The sequence below is a fragment of the Paenibacillus sp. Soil766 genome, from assembly GCF_001428105.1.
Taxonomy (GTDB): Bacteria; Bacillota; Bacilli; order Paenibacillales; family NBRC-103111; genus Paenibacillus_E.
Genome location: NZ_LMSJ01000007.1, coordinates 19,120 through 34,955, shown reverse-complemented (window position 1 = coordinate 34,955; position 15,836 = coordinate 19,120). Strand labels below are relative to the sequence as shown.

General features: G+C 42.1%; 16 protein-coding genes. 6 read left to right on the top strand and 10 right to left on the bottom strand.

What is annotated here, in order from left to right; genetic code table 11:
* Positions 1 to 20: 20 nt before the first annotated feature.
* From ASG89_RS06390 to ASG89_RS06370, 5 genes are all read right to left on the bottom strand, one after another.
* On the bottom strand, positions 21 to 1,280 hold the full coding sequence (locus tag ASG89_RS06390) for an efflux RND transporter periplasmic adaptor subunit (protein ID WP_057309770.1): 1,260 nt from the start codon (positions 1,278 to 1,280) through the stop codon (positions 21 to 23).
* A 26-nt stretch (positions 1,281 to 1,306) separates the two neighbouring features.
* Positions 1,307 to 4,414, bottom strand: a complete 3,108-nt coding sequence (locus ASG89_RS06385; protein ID WP_057309769.1) for an efflux RND transporter permease subunit — start codon at positions 4,412 to 4,414, stop codon at positions 1,307 to 1,309.
* Positions 4,415 to 4,720: 306 nt separating this feature from the next.
* Positions 4,721 to 5,968, bottom strand: a complete 1,248-nt coding sequence (locus tag ASG89_RS06380; RefSeq protein ID WP_057309768.1) for a DUF4153 domain-containing protein — start codon at positions 5,966 to 5,968, stop codon at positions 4,721 to 4,723.
* A 16-nt stretch (positions 5,969 to 5,984) separates the two neighbouring features.
* The gene (locus ASG89_RS06375; protein ID WP_057309767.1) at positions 5,985 to 6,200 is read right to left on the bottom strand and encodes a helix-turn-helix domain-containing protein; all 216 of its coding nucleotides are present in this window, start codon (positions 6,198 to 6,200) and stop codon (positions 5,985 to 5,987) included.
* Between the two features lie 10 nt (positions 6,201 to 6,210).
* Positions 6,211 to 6,693: a DUF2975 domain-containing protein gene (locus ASG89_RS06370; RefSeq protein WP_057309766.1), complete on the bottom strand. Its 483-nt coding sequence runs from the start codon at positions 6,691 to 6,693 to the stop codon at positions 6,211 to 6,213.
* A gap of 359 nt (positions 6,694 to 7,052) precedes the next feature.
* On the opposite strand from ASG89_RS06370, the gene ASG89_RS06365 reads away from it, so the two are divergent.
* The 3 genes from ASG89_RS06365 (at position 7,053) to ASG89_RS06355 (ending at position 10,311) form a co-directional block, all read left to right on the top strand.
* Positions 7,053 to 8,012 (top strand): carbohydrate ABC transporter permease, encoded by a 960-nt coding sequence (locus tag ASG89_RS06365; protein WP_057309765.1) that lies wholly within the window; start codon positions 7,053 to 7,055, stop codon positions 8,010 to 8,012.
* The gene (locus ASG89_RS06360; protein ID WP_057309764.1) at positions 8,009 to 8,830 is read left to right on the top strand and encodes a carbohydrate ABC transporter permease; all 822 of its coding nucleotides are present in this window, start codon (positions 8,009 to 8,011) and stop codon (positions 8,828 to 8,830) included. The genes ASG89_RS06365 and ASG89_RS06360 overlap by 4 nt, the downstream gene beginning before the upstream one ends.
* Before the next feature lie 89 nt (positions 8,831 to 8,919).
* A complete protein-coding gene (locus ASG89_RS06355) occupies positions 8,920 to 10,311 on the top strand; it encodes an ABC transporter substrate-binding protein (RefSeq protein WP_057309763.1) in 1,392 nt (463 codons plus the stop codon).
* Between the two features lie 105 nt (positions 10,312 to 10,416).
* Here ASG89_RS06355 and ASG89_RS06350 read toward each other — a convergent pair whose 3' ends face one another.
* From ASG89_RS06350 to ASG89_RS06340, 3 genes are all read right to left on the bottom strand, one after another.
* Positions 10,417 to 11,016: a response regulator transcription factor gene (locus ASG89_RS06350; protein WP_057309762.1), complete on the bottom strand. Its 600-nt coding sequence runs from the start codon at positions 11,014 to 11,016 to the stop codon at positions 10,417 to 10,419.
* Complete coding sequence (locus ASG89_RS06345; protein WP_057309761.1) at positions 11,013 to 12,149, bottom strand: sensor histidine kinase; 1,137 nt, start codon at positions 12,147 to 12,149, stop codon at positions 11,013 to 11,015. Before ASG89_RS06345 ends, ASG89_RS06350 begins: the two co-directional genes overlap by 4 nt.
* A 69-nt stretch (positions 12,150 to 12,218) precedes the next feature.
* On the bottom strand, positions 12,219 to 13,289 hold the full coding sequence (locus ASG89_RS06340) for a fatty acid desaturase (protein ID WP_057309760.1): 1,071 nt from the start codon (positions 13,287 to 13,289) through the stop codon (positions 12,219 to 12,221).
* Positions 13,290 to 13,609: 320 nt separating this feature from the next.
* Here ASG89_RS06340 and ASG89_RS06335 point away from each other — a divergent pair, with 320 nt between their 5' ends.
* Complete coding sequence (locus ASG89_RS06335) at positions 13,610 to 13,810, top strand: cold-shock protein (protein WP_056625586.1); 201 nt, start codon at positions 13,610 to 13,612, stop codon at positions 13,808 to 13,810.
* A gap of 64 nt (positions 13,811 to 13,874) precedes the next feature.
* Positions 13,875 to 14,105, top strand: coding sequence for a cold-shock protein (locus ASG89_RS35450; RefSeq protein WP_082592792.1), 231 nt, complete (start codon positions 13,875 to 13,877; stop codon positions 14,103 to 14,105).
* A gap of 74 nt (positions 14,106 to 14,179) precedes the next feature.
* Here the strand turns inward: ASG89_RS35450 and ASG89_RS06325 are convergent, their stop codons facing one another.
* Positions 14,180 to 14,398 (bottom strand): helix-turn-helix domain-containing protein, encoded by a 219-nt coding sequence (locus ASG89_RS06325; protein WP_235549642.1) that lies wholly within the window; start codon positions 14,396 to 14,398, stop codon positions 14,180 to 14,182.
* 215 nt (positions 14,399 to 14,613) lie between these two features.
* Here ASG89_RS06325 and ASG89_RS06320 point away from each other — a divergent pair, with 215 nt between their 5' ends.
* The gene (locus ASG89_RS06320; RefSeq protein ID WP_057309758.1) at positions 14,614 to 14,994 is read left to right on the top strand and encodes a helix-turn-helix domain-containing protein; all 381 of its coding nucleotides are present in this window, start codon (positions 14,614 to 14,616) and stop codon (positions 14,992 to 14,994) included.
* Between the two features lie 241 nt (positions 14,995 to 15,235).
* Here ASG89_RS06320 and ASG89_RS06315 read toward each other — a convergent pair whose 3' ends face one another.
* Positions 15,236 to 15,835: a TetR/AcrR family transcriptional regulator gene (locus tag ASG89_RS06315; RefSeq protein ID WP_057309757.1), complete on the bottom strand. Its 600-nt coding sequence runs from the start codon at positions 15,833 to 15,835 to the stop codon at positions 15,236 to 15,238.
* Position 15,836 lies beyond the last annotated feature (1 nt).

Below are 15,836 nucleotides of genomic sequence, written 5' to 3'. Positions count from 1 at the left end.
TCCTCCTCAAACTAATTAGGTTAGTTACTCACTTTTATCGTGTCTTGATCTTTCAGTTGATGTTGTCCGGAGATTACCAGAATCTCGCCTTCTTTAACTCCTGAAATAACTTCCTGATTCGTCTCATTCAATCGACCAAGTTCAAGTTTACGCTTTTGTACCTTATCGCCACTTACAACATAAGCAAAGTTATTTCCGCCTTCACGAACGATGCTAAGGCTTGGAATGACGGGTACGTTTTGTTCATCATCTTTGGTTAGTTCCACTTGTGCCTTAGATCCTGGTTTCAGCTTGCCATCTGGATTCGGAACTTCCAGTTCCAGATCATAAGCTTTGGATTGACCATTCATGACATCCGACAAGTAGGTTACCTTGGCTCCGGCTTTCGTCGTTACTCCCGGGATGTAGAATATCAATTCACTCTTACCTCTAACAAGGTTAGCTGACTCTTCACTAAGTTGGGATTTGATTTTAACTGGATTCGTTTGTTGAACTTCCCCTACACGACCGCCTGGCGCTAATGTCTGACCGAGCGTAATAGTAAGATCCGTCAACACACCAGAAGCTGGTGCTTTTATCTCAAGATTACTAAGAGCTCTATCGATATTCTTGGCACTTACTTGCGCCGATTCCAAACTGGACTCCGCTTGTGCCAATGAATTCGTCTCCTGCATGGTTTTCAGCGATCTACGTTCGCTGGCCAGATCTTTTTTGGTATTGTTTAGCTTCGTTTCCATCTGTTCTAAATCGGATTTCGTTGCTGTTCCTAGATCGTATTCATTGTGAACCCTGCTATAGGCTTTCTCCAGGTCACTAACCGCGGTCTCCATCTTAGCAACACGGTCTTTGGCATCTTCGATACCATTCGATGTATTTTGCCTAGCCGCTGTCAGTCCAGCCTGTGCTCCTTTGATGCTTACTGCATTCAAATCCCTTTGTATCAGCACATCCGTTGGATCCAAGCGGAGAAGCACTTCGCCCTTCTCAACGATATCTCCACGTTTTTTCACGATTTCAATGACTTCGCCCCCCGACTTGGCGACAATATCTAATTGAACAGATGATACAACATCACCCACCTGTTCGACGGGTTCACCAATCTTTTGCTTCGTAACTTTTGCGGTTTTCACTACTTTATCCCCTTGCTGGGCAGCTGTTGTTGCCGCAGGGCTTACTGCTGGTGATGAGGAACATCCTACGGCTATCGCCGCGCTAAGCGCGAGGACACCGAATATCTTGGTACTCTGTTTGATCATAAACAACTGACGTTTCATATTCATTTTCCCCTTTTCCCCTTGATAGATGATTATTGTGCAGATGATACTTGCTCTGATTGAATGACATTCGGTTTTCGTTTTCTCTTGAAGAAGCCGCCTTCTCTTTTCTTAAATAGAATCTCATACATAATTGGCACGATCACGAGCGTTAGTAGCGTTGAAGTCGTAAGACCGCCAATAACGACAACTGCCAAACCTTTGGAAATGATTGTTCCTTTGGATAACCCAAGTCCTAATGGCATCAGTGCAAGTATCGTTGCACCTGCCGTCATGATAATAGGTCTTAACCTCGTAATCCCAGCTTCAATTAGTGAATCACGAATCGAATAATCTTGCTCTCTTAGTTGCTGCACGCGGTCTACGAGTACAATCGCGTTGGTTACAACGATACCGATCAGCATGAGGAAGCCAATGAGTGATGTTACATTGATCGATTCACCCGTTATTAGTAGTCCTAAAAGGCCTCCAATAGCTGCTAGCGGCAGTGAAAACAGAATAGCGAGCGGCGCTCTAGCATTACCAAAGGCAATAACCATAACCATGTAAACAATGAAAATAGATGCAATGATGGCCATAAACATTTGCATGAAACTTTTTTGAATATCGTCGGATACACCCTTTACTTCACGAGTGACGCCAGAAGGTAGTTCTAACTTGGCTAATTCTTCCGTAATTTTCTTGCTGACGCCGCCTTTATCCGTGGATTCAATTTTGGCTCTTACACTAACAATTTGTTCTTGATCTTCACGACTAATGCTATTCGGTGCATCAATCTGTTCAACGCGAGCTACTTCATTTAACTGTATCGTTTGCCCAGTAGGCGTCTTAATCAAGAAAGTACCCAGTTTATCTACAGAGTTTTTGTACACAGGATTCAACATAACTTTAGTTGCATAAGTAATGTTATTAAATTTCAGATCGCCAAGCTTCTCTTCTGCTATCCATGCGTTGACAGATTGCAAAATTTGAGCACTGGAAAGTCCGTATAAGCGTGCTTTATTTTGATTTACAACAATCTCGACTTCGGTTTTGGAATCACTCAAGCTGTCTTTAATGTCGTTCAGTTCAGGGAATTCTTTCATTTTATCTTTGATTAACTCTGAAGCTTGCTTCAGATAAAGCTGGTCATCCCCTTTCAGGGAGTAGGAGAAATCAGCTCCAGTAGAAGTAGGAGGCCCTCCAGTAAACAATTGTATATTCACATCTGACCCTTGAGGCATCAGTTTCAACATATCTTCCTTATATGCTTTGACACCTTCAGTCGCATTTGTTTCCGCTGTTAGCTCGAAGAACATCATCGCGCGATAAGCAAATCGATCACTGCTTTGGTTATATCCAACAAGAGATTCAATGTACTTGAATGCAGGTTTACCCGCTTTGTCAGTGTGTAATTTCAAAGCTTTTGCAAGTTCTTTGGACTTCTCATTCATCATCTCAATGGATGTTTCTCGCGGCATTTTAATCTCAATTACACCTTGTTTGACAGCTTCACTATCCGGCATGAAAGCTACTGCTAAATTAGGTACTGTAATGAAGATCGAGATAATAAGGGCAACCCCAGCCATAAATAACGTTTTGATCCGGTTATTCAAGGACCAGATGAGCGCTTTCTTATATTTCATACCCATTGGACCCACGTGATTGTCATCGTGACTTGCAAGCTTCTTGCTTTTAAGAACCATAATCTTCGCCAACATTGGAATTACCGTTAATGCCACAATTAATGAAGACATTAATGCTACGACAAGTGTTATAGCAAATGGACGGAATACTTCACCAACTACCCCACTTACGAATCCAATAGGACCAAATACACCGACCGTTGTAATTGTAGAGGAAGTAATTGCGCTGGAAACCTGTTTCGTTGCTAGTTTAATCACAGATTCATTTCGATCTTGAGCTTTTTGCAGCTGACTATAAATATTCTCAATAACGACGATACTGTCATCCACGACTCGCCCGACAGCAATGGCCATTCCACCTAATGTCATGATGTTGAGGGAAATACCTAGAGGACCCATAAATAGTAACGTAACAAGAATGGAGAGAGGAATCGATACGAGTACGATGATTGTCATACGTGCATTGCGTAGGAAAAGCAAGATCATCAATGAAGCAAGTATTGCTCCTAATCCTCCTTCTTGCACCATTCCGTGGATGGAATCTTTAATATCGTTGGCAGAATTGTAGATTTTGTGGAATTTCACACCAGGCAGCGTTTGGCCCCAGTCTGTCATAAGCTTGTCAGCACTATCTGCAAATTCTACCGCATTCGCAGCTTTTGTTTTGTAAAGCAATACGCCGATGGCTGGCAGTTCATCTAATCTTGCAATGAACTTGGACTCGCTGATCGCTTCCACTTTGGCAATTTGTTTGAGAAGCAATGTATCGCCTGTTTTTGTTGTGATTTTCAAATTATCTAAGTTATAAATTGTATCTAGTTCACCTTTGACTCGAACCATCTGTGTATTTCCATTGAAATCTACCGTACCTGCCGGGCTAGATACCAATGCGGCTTTGATCAAAGTAGAAACCTCTGATGGCGTTAGGCCATAATTATTTATCGCAGGCGCATCAAGCTTAATGGTAAGTACCGCATCCTGATTACCTACAGAGTCTACATGGTCGATTCCCTTGAGCCCATTAAAGCCGGGAAGAATTGTATCTTTGTAGGCTTTATCCAGCTCGGTTTGGTTCATTCCAGCTTCACCGTAGACTGCTAAATAATAAACAGGGTCAGATGCAAAGCCAGCTGTTAACACTTTGGGTTTCTCAGAACCTTGAGGCAGCTTAACATTAGAGATCAAGCTCTCAACATCTTTCTTAACGTCTTCCGGCTTCTTATCTTGGTCTAACTCCAGGATAATCTGTGAGTAATTGTCCTGTGATCCGGAGCTTAGCGTTTTGAGTCCATCCAACCCCGCAACAGCCTTCTCTAATGGCTTCGTAATTTCGTCAAGGACATCCTTCGGAGGTGCTACATAGGTAGTGCTAATAATGACAACTGGAAATGTAATGTCTGGCATACTTTCTACCTTCAGTGTGGTAGTAGAATAGGTTCCTCCTACGACCAACAGCAGCATGACGATGAAAATCGCCGCCACATTTTTCATTGAAAACTCAGTTAACTTGGACATTCTCACTTCTCCCCTATCACCAGCTTTAATGCTTACATTCTTACTACTCACTCTTTCATCATACATGGAATTATTTAACAATAAATACACTGAAATTGACAATTCCATGTACACTCGATCAGGATTTATTATAACTTTTCATTTTGATTTAAACAGGTGAGTAAAGTCATATCTAAGTCATATTTTGGTAATACGAACAGCTAAGACTTTTGTGACTTCATGTGATCAAAAATTCCAACACAACAAAACAAGCCACCGATCTTCCGGCAGCCTGCTCTATCACTTAAATTTAATTCTTCAGTTGCATTACTTAAAAAATAAAGGAAACGTAAATGTAACAAATGCTGCCCACAGTCCGTAGATCGGCAAATACTTCGTAACGGCATCCTGGATTGCCAACGGTCCTGTTTTGTTTTGCAGAAACCGAAGATAGGACAGCATAATCCAAATGAGATTGGCCCAGATTAAGATGTTTACGCCTAGAACGGCAAGTCTGTTTGGCGATATCCCATAGGAAGAAAGCCTGAACACAATGGCGGATAAAGCCACACTGTCAACAATCAGAGCAAGGACAATGAGGGCAAAATTAATATAATCTGAAATGTTCTTCTTCTCGTCTTTGCTGCTTTCGGTAATAGAGAATATGGTGACGGCCAATACAGCAAGGAGTACTCCGTTAAAAGATAGGAGAAAATCTCGATCTAAGAATGGATTTTTTCCGACCACTATAACCGTTATGAGATAGACCAACAAGGTTACTAGAACAAGCGGACTAAAAATTTTGGCAATATAGGGAGCTATATTTTTGGCAAGCTTAAGGTTTCTAGAGACGAGGTATGTAGCCACAAGAGTCATCGCGGCAGCACCGAATATAACGACATTTTCAAAATAAAATTCAGATATATCCATGCCTACAAATTTAAATAACTGCATCGTTAAACCTGTTAACAGCATTCCGCTAATGGCCATGCAGGCGTAAAGAATAGCGAGTTCGCCATTAAATTTAAGATAGGCTAATCTTGTACTGCCGTTGCCATACTCATTTCCTGTAAATGCAAGCCCTACGACTACCCATAAGAATATGGGAAGGTGAATATATGCCAGAATAATACTGTCAGTCCACTCTACTGGCAACAGATTCAGGAATATCCCAGAGATAAGGAATGACGATGCAAGGGTGTAAAGAACCTTTTTACTCGGAACATTATTGGTTACAAAATAGATAGCAATTAAGAGAAGTACACCAATCACAATATTAATTGGGGCTATCGTATTATCGTCGGCAAAATGAAAGAGGATTCTTGTAGTTATCCCGGCCAAAATGGCTAAGATACCCATGGATATGAAATCTTTCTGAAACAAGGAAGTTTTCTCGGTAAGTATCTTTTCTTTGAAATACAACCTTTGATACCATACGCCAAGTACCTGTGAATCCGGGTTTTGTTCCCACGCGTATGAAAACGATTGTTTAAATGCATCGGGTTCTTCTCTATACATTCGCTCCAGCTCATGGGGGTTAGCGATATTGTCAATAATCGGATTGTTCATGTCCATGTTTATTCCCCCCTTATTAAGTGCTTCTATCCTCTCGGTATTCCAATATATCGCCTGGCTGACAATCTAAAGCCTTACAAATCGCCTCTAACGTCGATAATCGAATTGCTTTTGCCTTTCCATTTTTCAGTATAGAAAGGTTTGCCATTGTGATTCCAACCTTCTCTGCGAGCTCTGTTACGCTCATTTTCCTCTTCGCCAACATCACATCAATATTAATAATTATCGCCATAGTAATCACCTCAGACTGTCAAATCATTCTCAGATTTTATATCAATTGCCTCTTGCAAAAGCTTCTGGAGAACAGCAGCGAAAACGGCAATCACCATAGAAGCAAAAATTATAACCATGCCAATGACGATGACACCTGGGGCATCGTCTCTCTCAGCAAAGAGATAAAAAAGTGGCATCCCTAACACATACAAGCCGCTGATCGTGATTGCACAACGTTTAATTATCTTTAAAACACTCACAGATAATTCCGAGAAAGCTTTGTTCTTGTCAATATAGCCTAGAAGTTTAAATGTTTGGTACAAAGCAATGTAAAAAGGTATCGCCGATGCATACAAATCAATCGTAAAGAGATATTTCAGATACGAATGATCTGGATATAGTTCTACTGCATAACTCGCGATCTCAGGCACTGCAAATATACACAAAGCAAGCACGGGGATTCCCATAAGAATAACAGCTATCTTTAAAAAGAGTGTTGATCCACGTTCCATAAAAAAGTCCCTCACTTATCATTTAAATTTGATTTGAATTTATCACATTATTTATTGTTTTGCAATAAATAAATAATGATATTTAACACATTGTTGTTGTTATATGCACAAACTCACAAATAAAGATGACATGAGTAGAACCAGTAAATTCAACGTTTATTGGTTCTTCTCATGTATTCTTCTCCGCAGGGTAGCCAAGCAGATTCCGCAATCGCACCGGCGCAAGAAATTCTATTGTTTTTGTAAATTTATCTAAAAATATACAAAACCTTCATCTGAATTTGACATTGGTTAAATAAACAAGCGTTAGTCTAGTAACGTGGTGTACAGGTTTAATAATGGTCATGGAGGAGCATGAAATGAATGCAGTAGAGAGAGATCTACCTCAAGCAAGAAAATCACAAACGATTGTAAAAGCAGTGCATCCTCGCAAGGCAGCGCTCAACCAGAGCTTGACGGAGACAATCCTTGGTTATCTCTTTTTGTTTCCATCTCTTTTATTGTTTGCCATCTTTTTGTTCTACCCCCTGATACAAACCTTTTATCTAAGTTTACACGAAACCGATCCCAGGGGTAGGATTGCTGCTTACGTTGGATTCGACAATTTCACGGCGATATTCACCTCAGAGCGATTCTATCAGAGCTTAGGCGTGACAGGCCTATTTACACTACTAACGGTGCCTACCGTGATCGTAATTGCCCTGATGCTTGCCGCACTTACGCACAATCAGCTCAAGGGGATGCGAATCTTCCAATTCATTTTCTCACTGCCAGTAGTTCTCTCTGTCGGAACATCCGCCGTGATCTGGATGATGCTGTTTCATCCCAGTGTCGGCATGCTGAATTACTTGCTCCAGCAAATCGGCTCAGAGCCTGTGGCATGGCTGACTGCCCCGCGATGGGCCTTGCTTTCTGTTTCCATGATGACGGTCTGGATGAACCTCGGCTTCACCTACATTGTCCTGCTAAGCGGGTTACAAGGTGTTCCGGATGAGATCTATGATAGTGCCAAAATCGATGGCTCTGGCCCCATTCGTACCTTTGTCCAAATCGTCCTGCCCTTACTATCACCGACGGTCTTCTTCGTCACGATCGTGTCCATCATCGGTGCTTTTCAGTCCTTTGGACAAATTCATATACTAACCAAAGGCGGGCCAGTCAACTCCACGGATGTACTAGTTTACACTTTATATCAGGATGCCTTTATTAACTTCCGGTTCGGTACCGGCAGCGCGCAAGCACTTGTCCTTTTTACCATCATCCTTATTTTCACGGTCATTCAGTTTAAAGTATTTGAAAGGAAGGTGCACTACCAATGATCACTCGTTTGCAACATACTTTCGTCTACATCCTATTGATCATCTGCGCCGCACTTGTTCTTTATCCGATCTTCTACACGTTCTCATCGGCATTGATGACGCCTGAGGAAGCTTCGGCCTACCCGCCTCACTTCTTGCCTAGCCGCTTCTATATCGGCAGTATTATCGCTGTTTTCCAGCTTGTGCCTATTGCTAAATTTGTTACCAATAGTCTCATTGTCTCCATCGTTATTACACTGGGACAGCTGATTACCTCAAGTATGGCCGCCTATGCCTTCACTAATATTCGATTTAAAGGCAAAGCCTTTATCTTCGCGCTCTTCATGGCTACTATGATGATTCCGTGGGAAGTCACCATTATTCCCAATTACTTGACGATCAAAAAATGGGACTGGCTCGATAGCATGCAGGGGCTAACCGTTCCTTTCCTAGCTACTGCCTTCGGAACCTTCCTTCTGCGGCAATTCTTCTTGCAGCTGCCCAAAGAGCTGTTCGAAGCTGCACGCATCGATGGATGCGGACACTTTCGCATGTTCCTTCGAATTGTGCTTCCACTCGGACGTCCAGCCTTGGCAACGCTAGCCGTTTATGCCTTTTTAAATGCATGGAACATGTATCTATGGCCACTGCTCATCACGAACAGCGAAGCCATGCGTACCGTGCAAATTGGTATCGCAATGCTGCAATTCGAAGAATTAACCGTATGGAATTTGGTTCTGGCAGGTGTAAGCATCGTCTTGCTGCCATCCCTCTTGTTGCTCGTTCTTGGTTTAAAACAGCTCGTTCGCGGACTTACGGCAGGTGCTGTGAAAGGTTAATCCATCCTTGATGGCTGCGCTGTTCAGCAACATGCTGAATTAGATTTCCATATATTTCACAAAAGAGATAAGGGAGAGAAATGAAAACTATGAAATCATTGCAAACGAAAAGCTCCATCCTTGCTATGACGGCAATTATGGTGCTGCTAACTAGTGCTTGCGGCAAGGCTGAAACAACGACTTCTGGCAGTACGGCAGAAAGTAAACCAGCGGCAAGTTCTGCTGCAGCAGATGTTAAAAAAGGGGCCGAACCCGTTAAAGTGATCTGGTGGCACTCCATGAGTGGAGAGCTTGGCAAAGCTGTCGATAAATTAGTGGCTGATTTTAATAGCTCACAGAAGAATGTACAGGTTGAAGCTGTATTCCAAGGTACCTATGATGAGAGCATCAACAAAATGAAAGCATCGATGGATACCAAAAGCGGCCCGTCCCTCATTCAAGTTTACGAAATTGGCTCCCGCTTCATGATCGATTCCAAAGCCATCACTCCGGTTCAAAAGTATGTCGATGCCGATAAATTCGATCTTTCCCAACTCGAAGAGAATATTCTGAATTATTATAAAGTCGATGGCAAACTGAATTCCATGCCTTTCAACACTTCTAACCCTATTCTTTATTACAACAAAGACATGTTCAAAGCTGCAGGTCTTGACCCAGAGAAACCACCGACTACGTATGAGGAAATCACGAAAGCTGCTGTGGCGCTTAGTAAAGATGGGAAATCCGGCTCATCCTTTGCCATCTACGGCTGGTTTATGGAGCAATTCTTTGCTAACCAAGGTGTTGAATACCTCAATAATGGGAATGGTCGTACCACTGCTGCCACAGAATCTATGGTCAACAATGAAGCCGGCGTCAAAACTTTAACCTGGTGGAAAGAAATGGTCGACAACAAAACATCCGCCAACCTAGGCCGTAAAACCGATGATACAAAAAAAGCTTTCTTGGCTGGTCAAATTGCCATGACCTTGGATTCCACAGCTTCGCTTCGCGGGATTGTAACCGGCGCTGAAGGCAAATTCCAAGTAGGTACAGGCCCGCTTCCTAAGCCATCCGATGCCAAAGAAGGCGGTGTTGTTGTTGGCGGTGCGAGTCTTTACATCTTGAATAACAAATCAGAAGCTGAGCAACAAGGCGCTTGGGAATTCATTAAATTTCTAACTACACCGCAAACGCAAGCATGGTGGAACGTGAACACAGGCTACTTCCCAATTACGAAGAAAGCGTATGACGAAGCAATTATCAAAGAGAACCTTGTGAAATACCCGCAATTCCAAACAGCCATCGATCAATTGCACAAAACGAAAGCCAACACAGCAACCCAAGGAGCGGTTATGGGGGTCTTCCCAGAAGCCCGTCAAATCGTCGAAACAGCGATTGAAGAGGCTCTAACTGGCAAAAAGGCGCCTAAGGATGCGCTGGATAACGCAGCTAAGAGTATTACAGAGAAGATTGGCGCTTATAATAAGACTGTTAAATAGTTAATCCAGGAAAATAAAGCTCGTTAATGCAAGATACCCATAGATTGAACACCTTTTTTCAAAGTGTCCAGTCTATGGGTATCCTTTTTACCTTTTTGAGGCCTATCATTTGAACCATCCCTTCTCTTTGAAACGCATAATAGCCTCAATTCGGTTACTGACATTGAGCTTATCGAGAATAACGGAGATGTAGTTGCGAACAGTGCCTCTTGTTATGAACATGTGATCAGCGATTTCCTTCGTATTTTTACCGTCGGCAATCAGGTTCAGTACTTCCTTTTCTCTCTCGGTCAAAGGATTTTCTTCATTGTAAGTCTCGTCTACTAGCTCTGAAGCATAGATTCGCCTGCCTGCCATCACACTCCGAATCGAGGTAGCCAGTTCCTCGCTCGGGCTATCTTTCAACAAATAACCGTTGGCCCCTGCCTTCACGGCCCTTTCAAAATACCCGTATCGGGCAAACGTGGTCAATATAATGACTTTGCAGCCCAATCCCTTTAGTTCTTCCGCCGCGTCTAAACCGTTCATGATTGGCATCTCGATATCCATGACACAAATATCTGGCTTATGCTGTTTAACTAGTTTTACAGCATCCTCGCCATTGCTTGCTTTCCCAACGACCTGCATATCCTCTTCCAAATCAAGTAAGGATGCAAGTGCGCCGAGCAGCATCCGTTGGTCCTCGGCAATCACAATTCGAATCATATCCGCACCTCCCTTTCTGGTGGTATGATGGCATTCGGCACTTTGATAACAATCATGGTTCCATTGGCTGAGACGATTTCCATACAACCGTTTACAAACTCAAGTCGCTCTTTCATGCCCCTTAATCCATTGCCAAGTAACACAAGACATTCTTTCGTCATGCCAATCCCATTGTCCTCGACCTTGATAACAAGATCGCTTGGCGATGGTTCAATGGAGATCGAACACGTAGTTGCAGAGCTATGTTTAATAATATTCGTAATCGATTCCTTCAAACACATGCTCAATACATTTTCATTAATAAGGGACGTGTTGGTTAATTTCGGATCTCCCTCCAGAACGAGGTCGATCTCTGCAGCCTTCAAAATCTGTTTGATTCGAAAAATCTCTTCCACTAGTCTCGTTCCGCGCATTTGCGTTACGATTTCCCGGACTTCCTTTAACGCTATTCTAGCTGTCTGACGAACATCATTAATTTCGATTTGTGCTTGCGCCGGATTTTTGCTAATTAACTTCCCAGCCAAATCACTCTTCAAACCAATTAACGAGAGCTTCTGACCCAGTGTATCGTGTAAGTCGCGGGCAATTCTTTGACGTTCTTCTAGCTTCACCAACTCGGAAATCCGTTTATTAGCATCCTCTAGTTGCCCCTGAAGCTGCTCACTCCTGTTACGGTTGAACGTGGTGACTGGAATGAGAATAACGGCAATGACACTAATGATAATAAAAGGCAATTGGTCAAAATACACAGGATTCTGGGCTACCAAGCCATAGTTAATCGTGACAATCGTTGTTACTAGATGAATACAGTACAACGTAATAAATCCTGCCTTACTTTTCATGGTGCCAATAAAAAATGCCAAAAACAAAGAGAAATACACATAGCTGAATACGACAGCCATGATAATCGAAATAATAATTTGTACGCTAGTCCAGAAGTAGACAATCCATCCTTTCGATACGAAGGACAGCACATAGCAACTAAAGAAAACCATAATCATGATTGTGCCTAATACAATATGGTAGGTCGTCGAAGAACGAAATATGAAATAAAAAGGGAGGATATAAAAGACAACCCACACATACGGACTAAGACCGGTGTTTTTGTGAAAAATTTGATACCACTTTTGCATAGTCCGTTTAGCCTCTTTTTCTTCAACATAGATTTACTTATATTTTAGCACAAACAAGTAACGATGTATTTATTGCCCTTGTAAGCTCGATTTACGGACTTTTACTTTTAATTTGGCAGCCAAGGGATCTTGCTCATCTTCCTTACGGTGCACCTGTATACTATTTTTATAACCGACAAACGTTTTGTTACGCTCATCCCACAGACGGAATCGTAGCGACTTCAAACTGGTGCCGATTGTTATGGTCGTTGCTTTTTGAAGAGGTGGCGTTGCATTATGCGCCTTTTCCAAATTATAATTGGGCACTTTCGGACTCAAATGATGGACATGATGAAACCCAATGTTGCCAGTAATCCATTGCAAAAGCTTCGGCAGCTTATAATAGGAGCTTCCATCTACCGCGGCTTTCACGTAACTCCACTCATCTTCATTTTCGAAGTAGGAGTCTTCAAACTGATGTTGCACATAAAAAAGCCAGATTCCTAATAAGCCCGCTACGAACATAATTGGCGCTTGGATCAGAACAAAAGACTGCCAGCCAATTAACCAAACCAGTCCCCCATACAGAGCAAGAATGGAGACATTTGTCAAATACGTACTGATTCTCTCCTTGCGTCTTGCACCTTTCGTATTAAAGCGGTTCGTTATTAGAAACAAGAAGATGGGACCCAATCCGAACATAATAAATGGATTCCGATATAACCGATAAGCCATTCGAACCCATGTGGAAGCCGCCGCATATTCGTCAACGGTAAGTACCCACATATCACCTACTCCACGTTTCTCGAGGTTACTGCTCGTTGCATGATGGATAGAATGACTATTCTTCCATTGCTGGTAGGGAAAGAGTGTAAGGACACCCGTAATCGTACCGATGATTTCGTTAGCTCTACGGCTTTTGAAGAACGATTGATGACAACAATCATGGAAAATGATAAAAGTTCGTATCACGAAACCGGATGCGATGATCGTAATCGGTAGTGTGATCCAATAAGAAATAGATAGGCTTAGATACGCAGCTAACCATAGCACGAAGAGAGGTCCTAAGGTGTTAATTAGCTGTTTGATACTAGCCCTCGTATTTGATATTTCATAAGGGGCAACCTGTTTTTTCAAGTTAGTTAGTGTGGATTGTGTCATCTTCTAGTTCCTCCTCGATATAGTGCGCAGGGCATGTAAGCGAATATCAGTTGTCATTTCCTATCTTCATTATAGATTTCGCTTACAATTCGTTGCAGTCATAAACATCATGTAGACGGTATGACATATGTCATATAGGAAAGGGAGAACAATACAAATTTGCTTATTACTCTTTTGTATGCTACTATAAGATTATAAAACAGCTTTGACATAAACTCACATATTGAAAAAGTGATCATTTGTGTAATGGTACCTTTTTCAATGTGTGATTTTTTTTGTTTAAAAAAGCATGTTAATAACAATTTGGAGGTAATTATATTATGGAAACAGGTACAGTGAAATGGTTTAACGCAGAAAAAGGCTTTGGATTTATTGAAATGGAAGGCGGAAATGACGTATTCGTTCATTTCTCCGCGATTCAAGGAGATGGATTCAAATCGTTGGACGAAGGACAACGCGTTGAATTTAATGTAGCTCAAGGCAACCGCGGTCCTCAAGCCGAAAATGTTGTCAAACTGTAAATCACAAAGAACTGTCCTTAACACGTGTTAAGGACAGTTTTTTTATTATTAGGAGGAACAAACCATGTATTTTCGAAGAAAATCGGTTGAGGATCTCATTCAGGAAAACACGAAAGTCTGGGCATGTAATAATGAAGATTGTAAGGGTTGGATTCGGGACAATTTCTCCTTTGAATACGTACCAACTTGCCACCAATGCCTTTCTCCCATGATTAGCAGTTTGAAAATGCTCCCTATAATTTCTAACTCCAATAAAAATTTGAAGTCTCTTCATAAAGGAAGACTGATCTCCTAGTAATAGAGCTTCATATCTCCCTTATTAAGCAAAACCGATGCTCCCCAAGTTAGGGGGCATCGGTTTTCTGATTGTCAAGCAATATGGATATGGAATAACTCTTCCAACTCCATCTCTAGTACTTCGCTTAATCGCTTTGCCGTGGATGGACCCACTGATTTAATTGATCGTTCAAGTAAACTTATGTACGCATGGCTTACACCTGTGTGCCTCGCCAGCTCTCGTTGTGAGTAGCCTTTCATGACCCTTGCCTTAATGAATACATCTGTCTTGGCTTTGATTTGAATATGCATCGGCGTTGAATGTCAGTCCCCCATCCTCACTTCGTCCTATTTAAAATTATACCTCATTTATTCACTAATGCAACAAATAAAGTTTACATTAGTAATCAAATGAACGAGCATTCATTATTTAAAGGTCCGAAACTCCATGATTGTAATTACTATAGTAAACTGGTAGTATTAAAACGTTTACTAATGTTTACTTTACAGAGTGAGGATGAGCAGGTATGTACTTTTACGATAAATTACGAGATATGCGCAAAATGAAAGGCTTCACAATCCGCGAGCTAGCTGATCGTTCAGGTGTGTCCGCGGCATACATCTCACAGCTAGAGAATGGCAACCGTGGGATACCTTCTCCCGACGTCTTGATGAAATTATCTGAGGGGCTTAACACGTCTTACTCGGAGCTGATGGATATTGCCGGCTATCTCGAGTCCTCTCAAGCGAACCAACAGTTTGAAAGCAATCCTGTTAATCTACGGCGTTTTCTTCGTGAAAATGAGCTAATGTTCGATGGCTTTATCTTAACTCCTGATGATAAGGAATGGGTAGAGCGCATGCTCACCGTCCTATTCTGGAAAGAGCGTCAAGGGAGTAAAACTTGAATAATACAAAAGAGGAGTTGCTTGTAGCAAGCTTCTCCTCTCTCAAATAATTCATTGCTTTCCAAGTAAGAAGATGTAGTCCATCTGCCTGCTGGTAATCTTTAATATGTTGCTTGACATCCTCTTGGGGGAAATCCCTATGAAGCGGAACATAATCGTATCCTGCCGAAAGCAGTGGTGGACGCCAAAAACAAATGAGCTAAGCAGATACAAGCCGCTTAGCTCTTTTCCATTCAAGAATTCACTTATCCGGAGAAATCATCCTCAGTAGCACGTCAACTCTCGGATGCTGGTAGCCCCCAATCTTCTGTACATTAAGCACCATCAGACCGGAGAGAACCGATAGGTAAGAGGAAATCATTTCGTCTAAATCGCCATTCACAATTTCTCCGGCTTCTTGTCCTTCCCGAAATACTGACTGCAGTTGCTTGACGTAATTGTCCATTGAGTATTGCTTCATCAACTCTAATACCTTCACAGGCACTCCATCTGAAGTTCTCGCCTGATGAATCAGCAGAAAGTAGTCCGTACCACCTTCATCCAACATGTCATGCGTTAACGATCTGATTTTATCGATTGGTGATCCCGGTAGCTCATAAATACTTTGCATCGCCTCATCCGAGGCGATCATGGCTCTTTCAACAAGTGTTGTGAACAGCTCCTCTTTAGACGCAAAATAATGATAAAGCAACCCATGGCTAATCTCGGCCTCAGTTGCAATCATACTCATTTTCGTCCCAGTAATCCCTCGCCTTGCAAAGACTTTAAGCGCAGCACTCATAATTTGTTCCCTGCGTTCATCTCGAATCTGATGCTGTTGTTCTTTATTTAACGGAGACAAT

Coding starts and splice junctions, on each gene's coding strand:
- ASG89_RS06390 (WP_057309770.1), bottom strand. CDS start 1,280: ATGAATATGAAACGTCAGTTGTTTATGATCAAACAGAGTACCAAGATA.
- ASG89_RS06355 (WP_057309763.1), top strand. CDS start 8,920: ATGAAATCATTGCAAACGAAAAGCTCCATCCTTGCTATGACGGCAATT.
- ASG89_RS06360 (WP_057309764.1), top strand. CDS start 8,009: ATGATCACTCGTTTGCAACATACTTTCGTCTACATCCTATTGATCATC.
- ASG89_RS06320 (WP_057309758.1), top strand. CDS start 14,614: ATGTACTTTTACGATAAATTACGAGATATGCGCAAAATGAAAGGCTTC.
- ASG89_RS06350 (WP_057309762.1), bottom strand. CDS start 11,016: ATGATTCGAATTGTGATTGCCGAGGACCAACGGATGCTGCTCGGCGCA.
- ASG89_RS06385 (WP_057309769.1), bottom strand. CDS start 4,414: ATGTCCAAGTTAACTGAGTTTTCAATGAAAAATGTGGCGGCGATTTTC.
- ASG89_RS06340 (WP_057309760.1), bottom strand. CDS start 13,289: ATGACACAATCCACACTAACTAACTTGAAAAAACAGGTTGCCCCTTAT.
- ASG89_RS06325 (WP_235549642.1), bottom strand. CDS start 14,398: ATGCATATTCAAATCAAAGCCAAGACAGATGTATTCATTAAGGCAAGG.
- ASG89_RS06370 (WP_057309766.1), bottom strand. CDS start 6,693: ATGGAACGTGGATCAACACTCTTTTTAAAGATAGCTGTTATTCTTATG.
- ASG89_RS06345 (WP_057309761.1), bottom strand. CDS start 12,149: ATGCAAAAGTGGTATCAAATTTTTCACAAAAACACCGGTCTTAGTCCG.
- ASG89_RS35450 (WP_082592792.1), top strand. CDS start 13,875: ATGTATTTTCGAAGAAAATCGGTTGAGGATCTCATTCAGGAAAACACG.
- ASG89_RS06375 (WP_057309767.1), bottom strand. CDS start 6,200: ATGGCGATAATTATTAATATTGATGTGATGTTGGCGAAGAGGAAAATG.
- ASG89_RS06365 (WP_057309765.1), top strand. CDS start 7,053: ATGAATGCAGTAGAGAGAGATCTACCTCAAGCAAGAAAATCACAAACG.
- ASG89_RS06335 (WP_056625586.1), top strand. CDS start 13,610: ATGGAAACAGGTACAGTGAAATGGTTTAACGCAGAAAAAGGCTTTGGA.
- ASG89_RS06380 (WP_057309768.1), bottom strand. CDS start 5,968: ATGGACATGAACAATCCGATTATTGACAATATCGCTAACCCCCATGAG.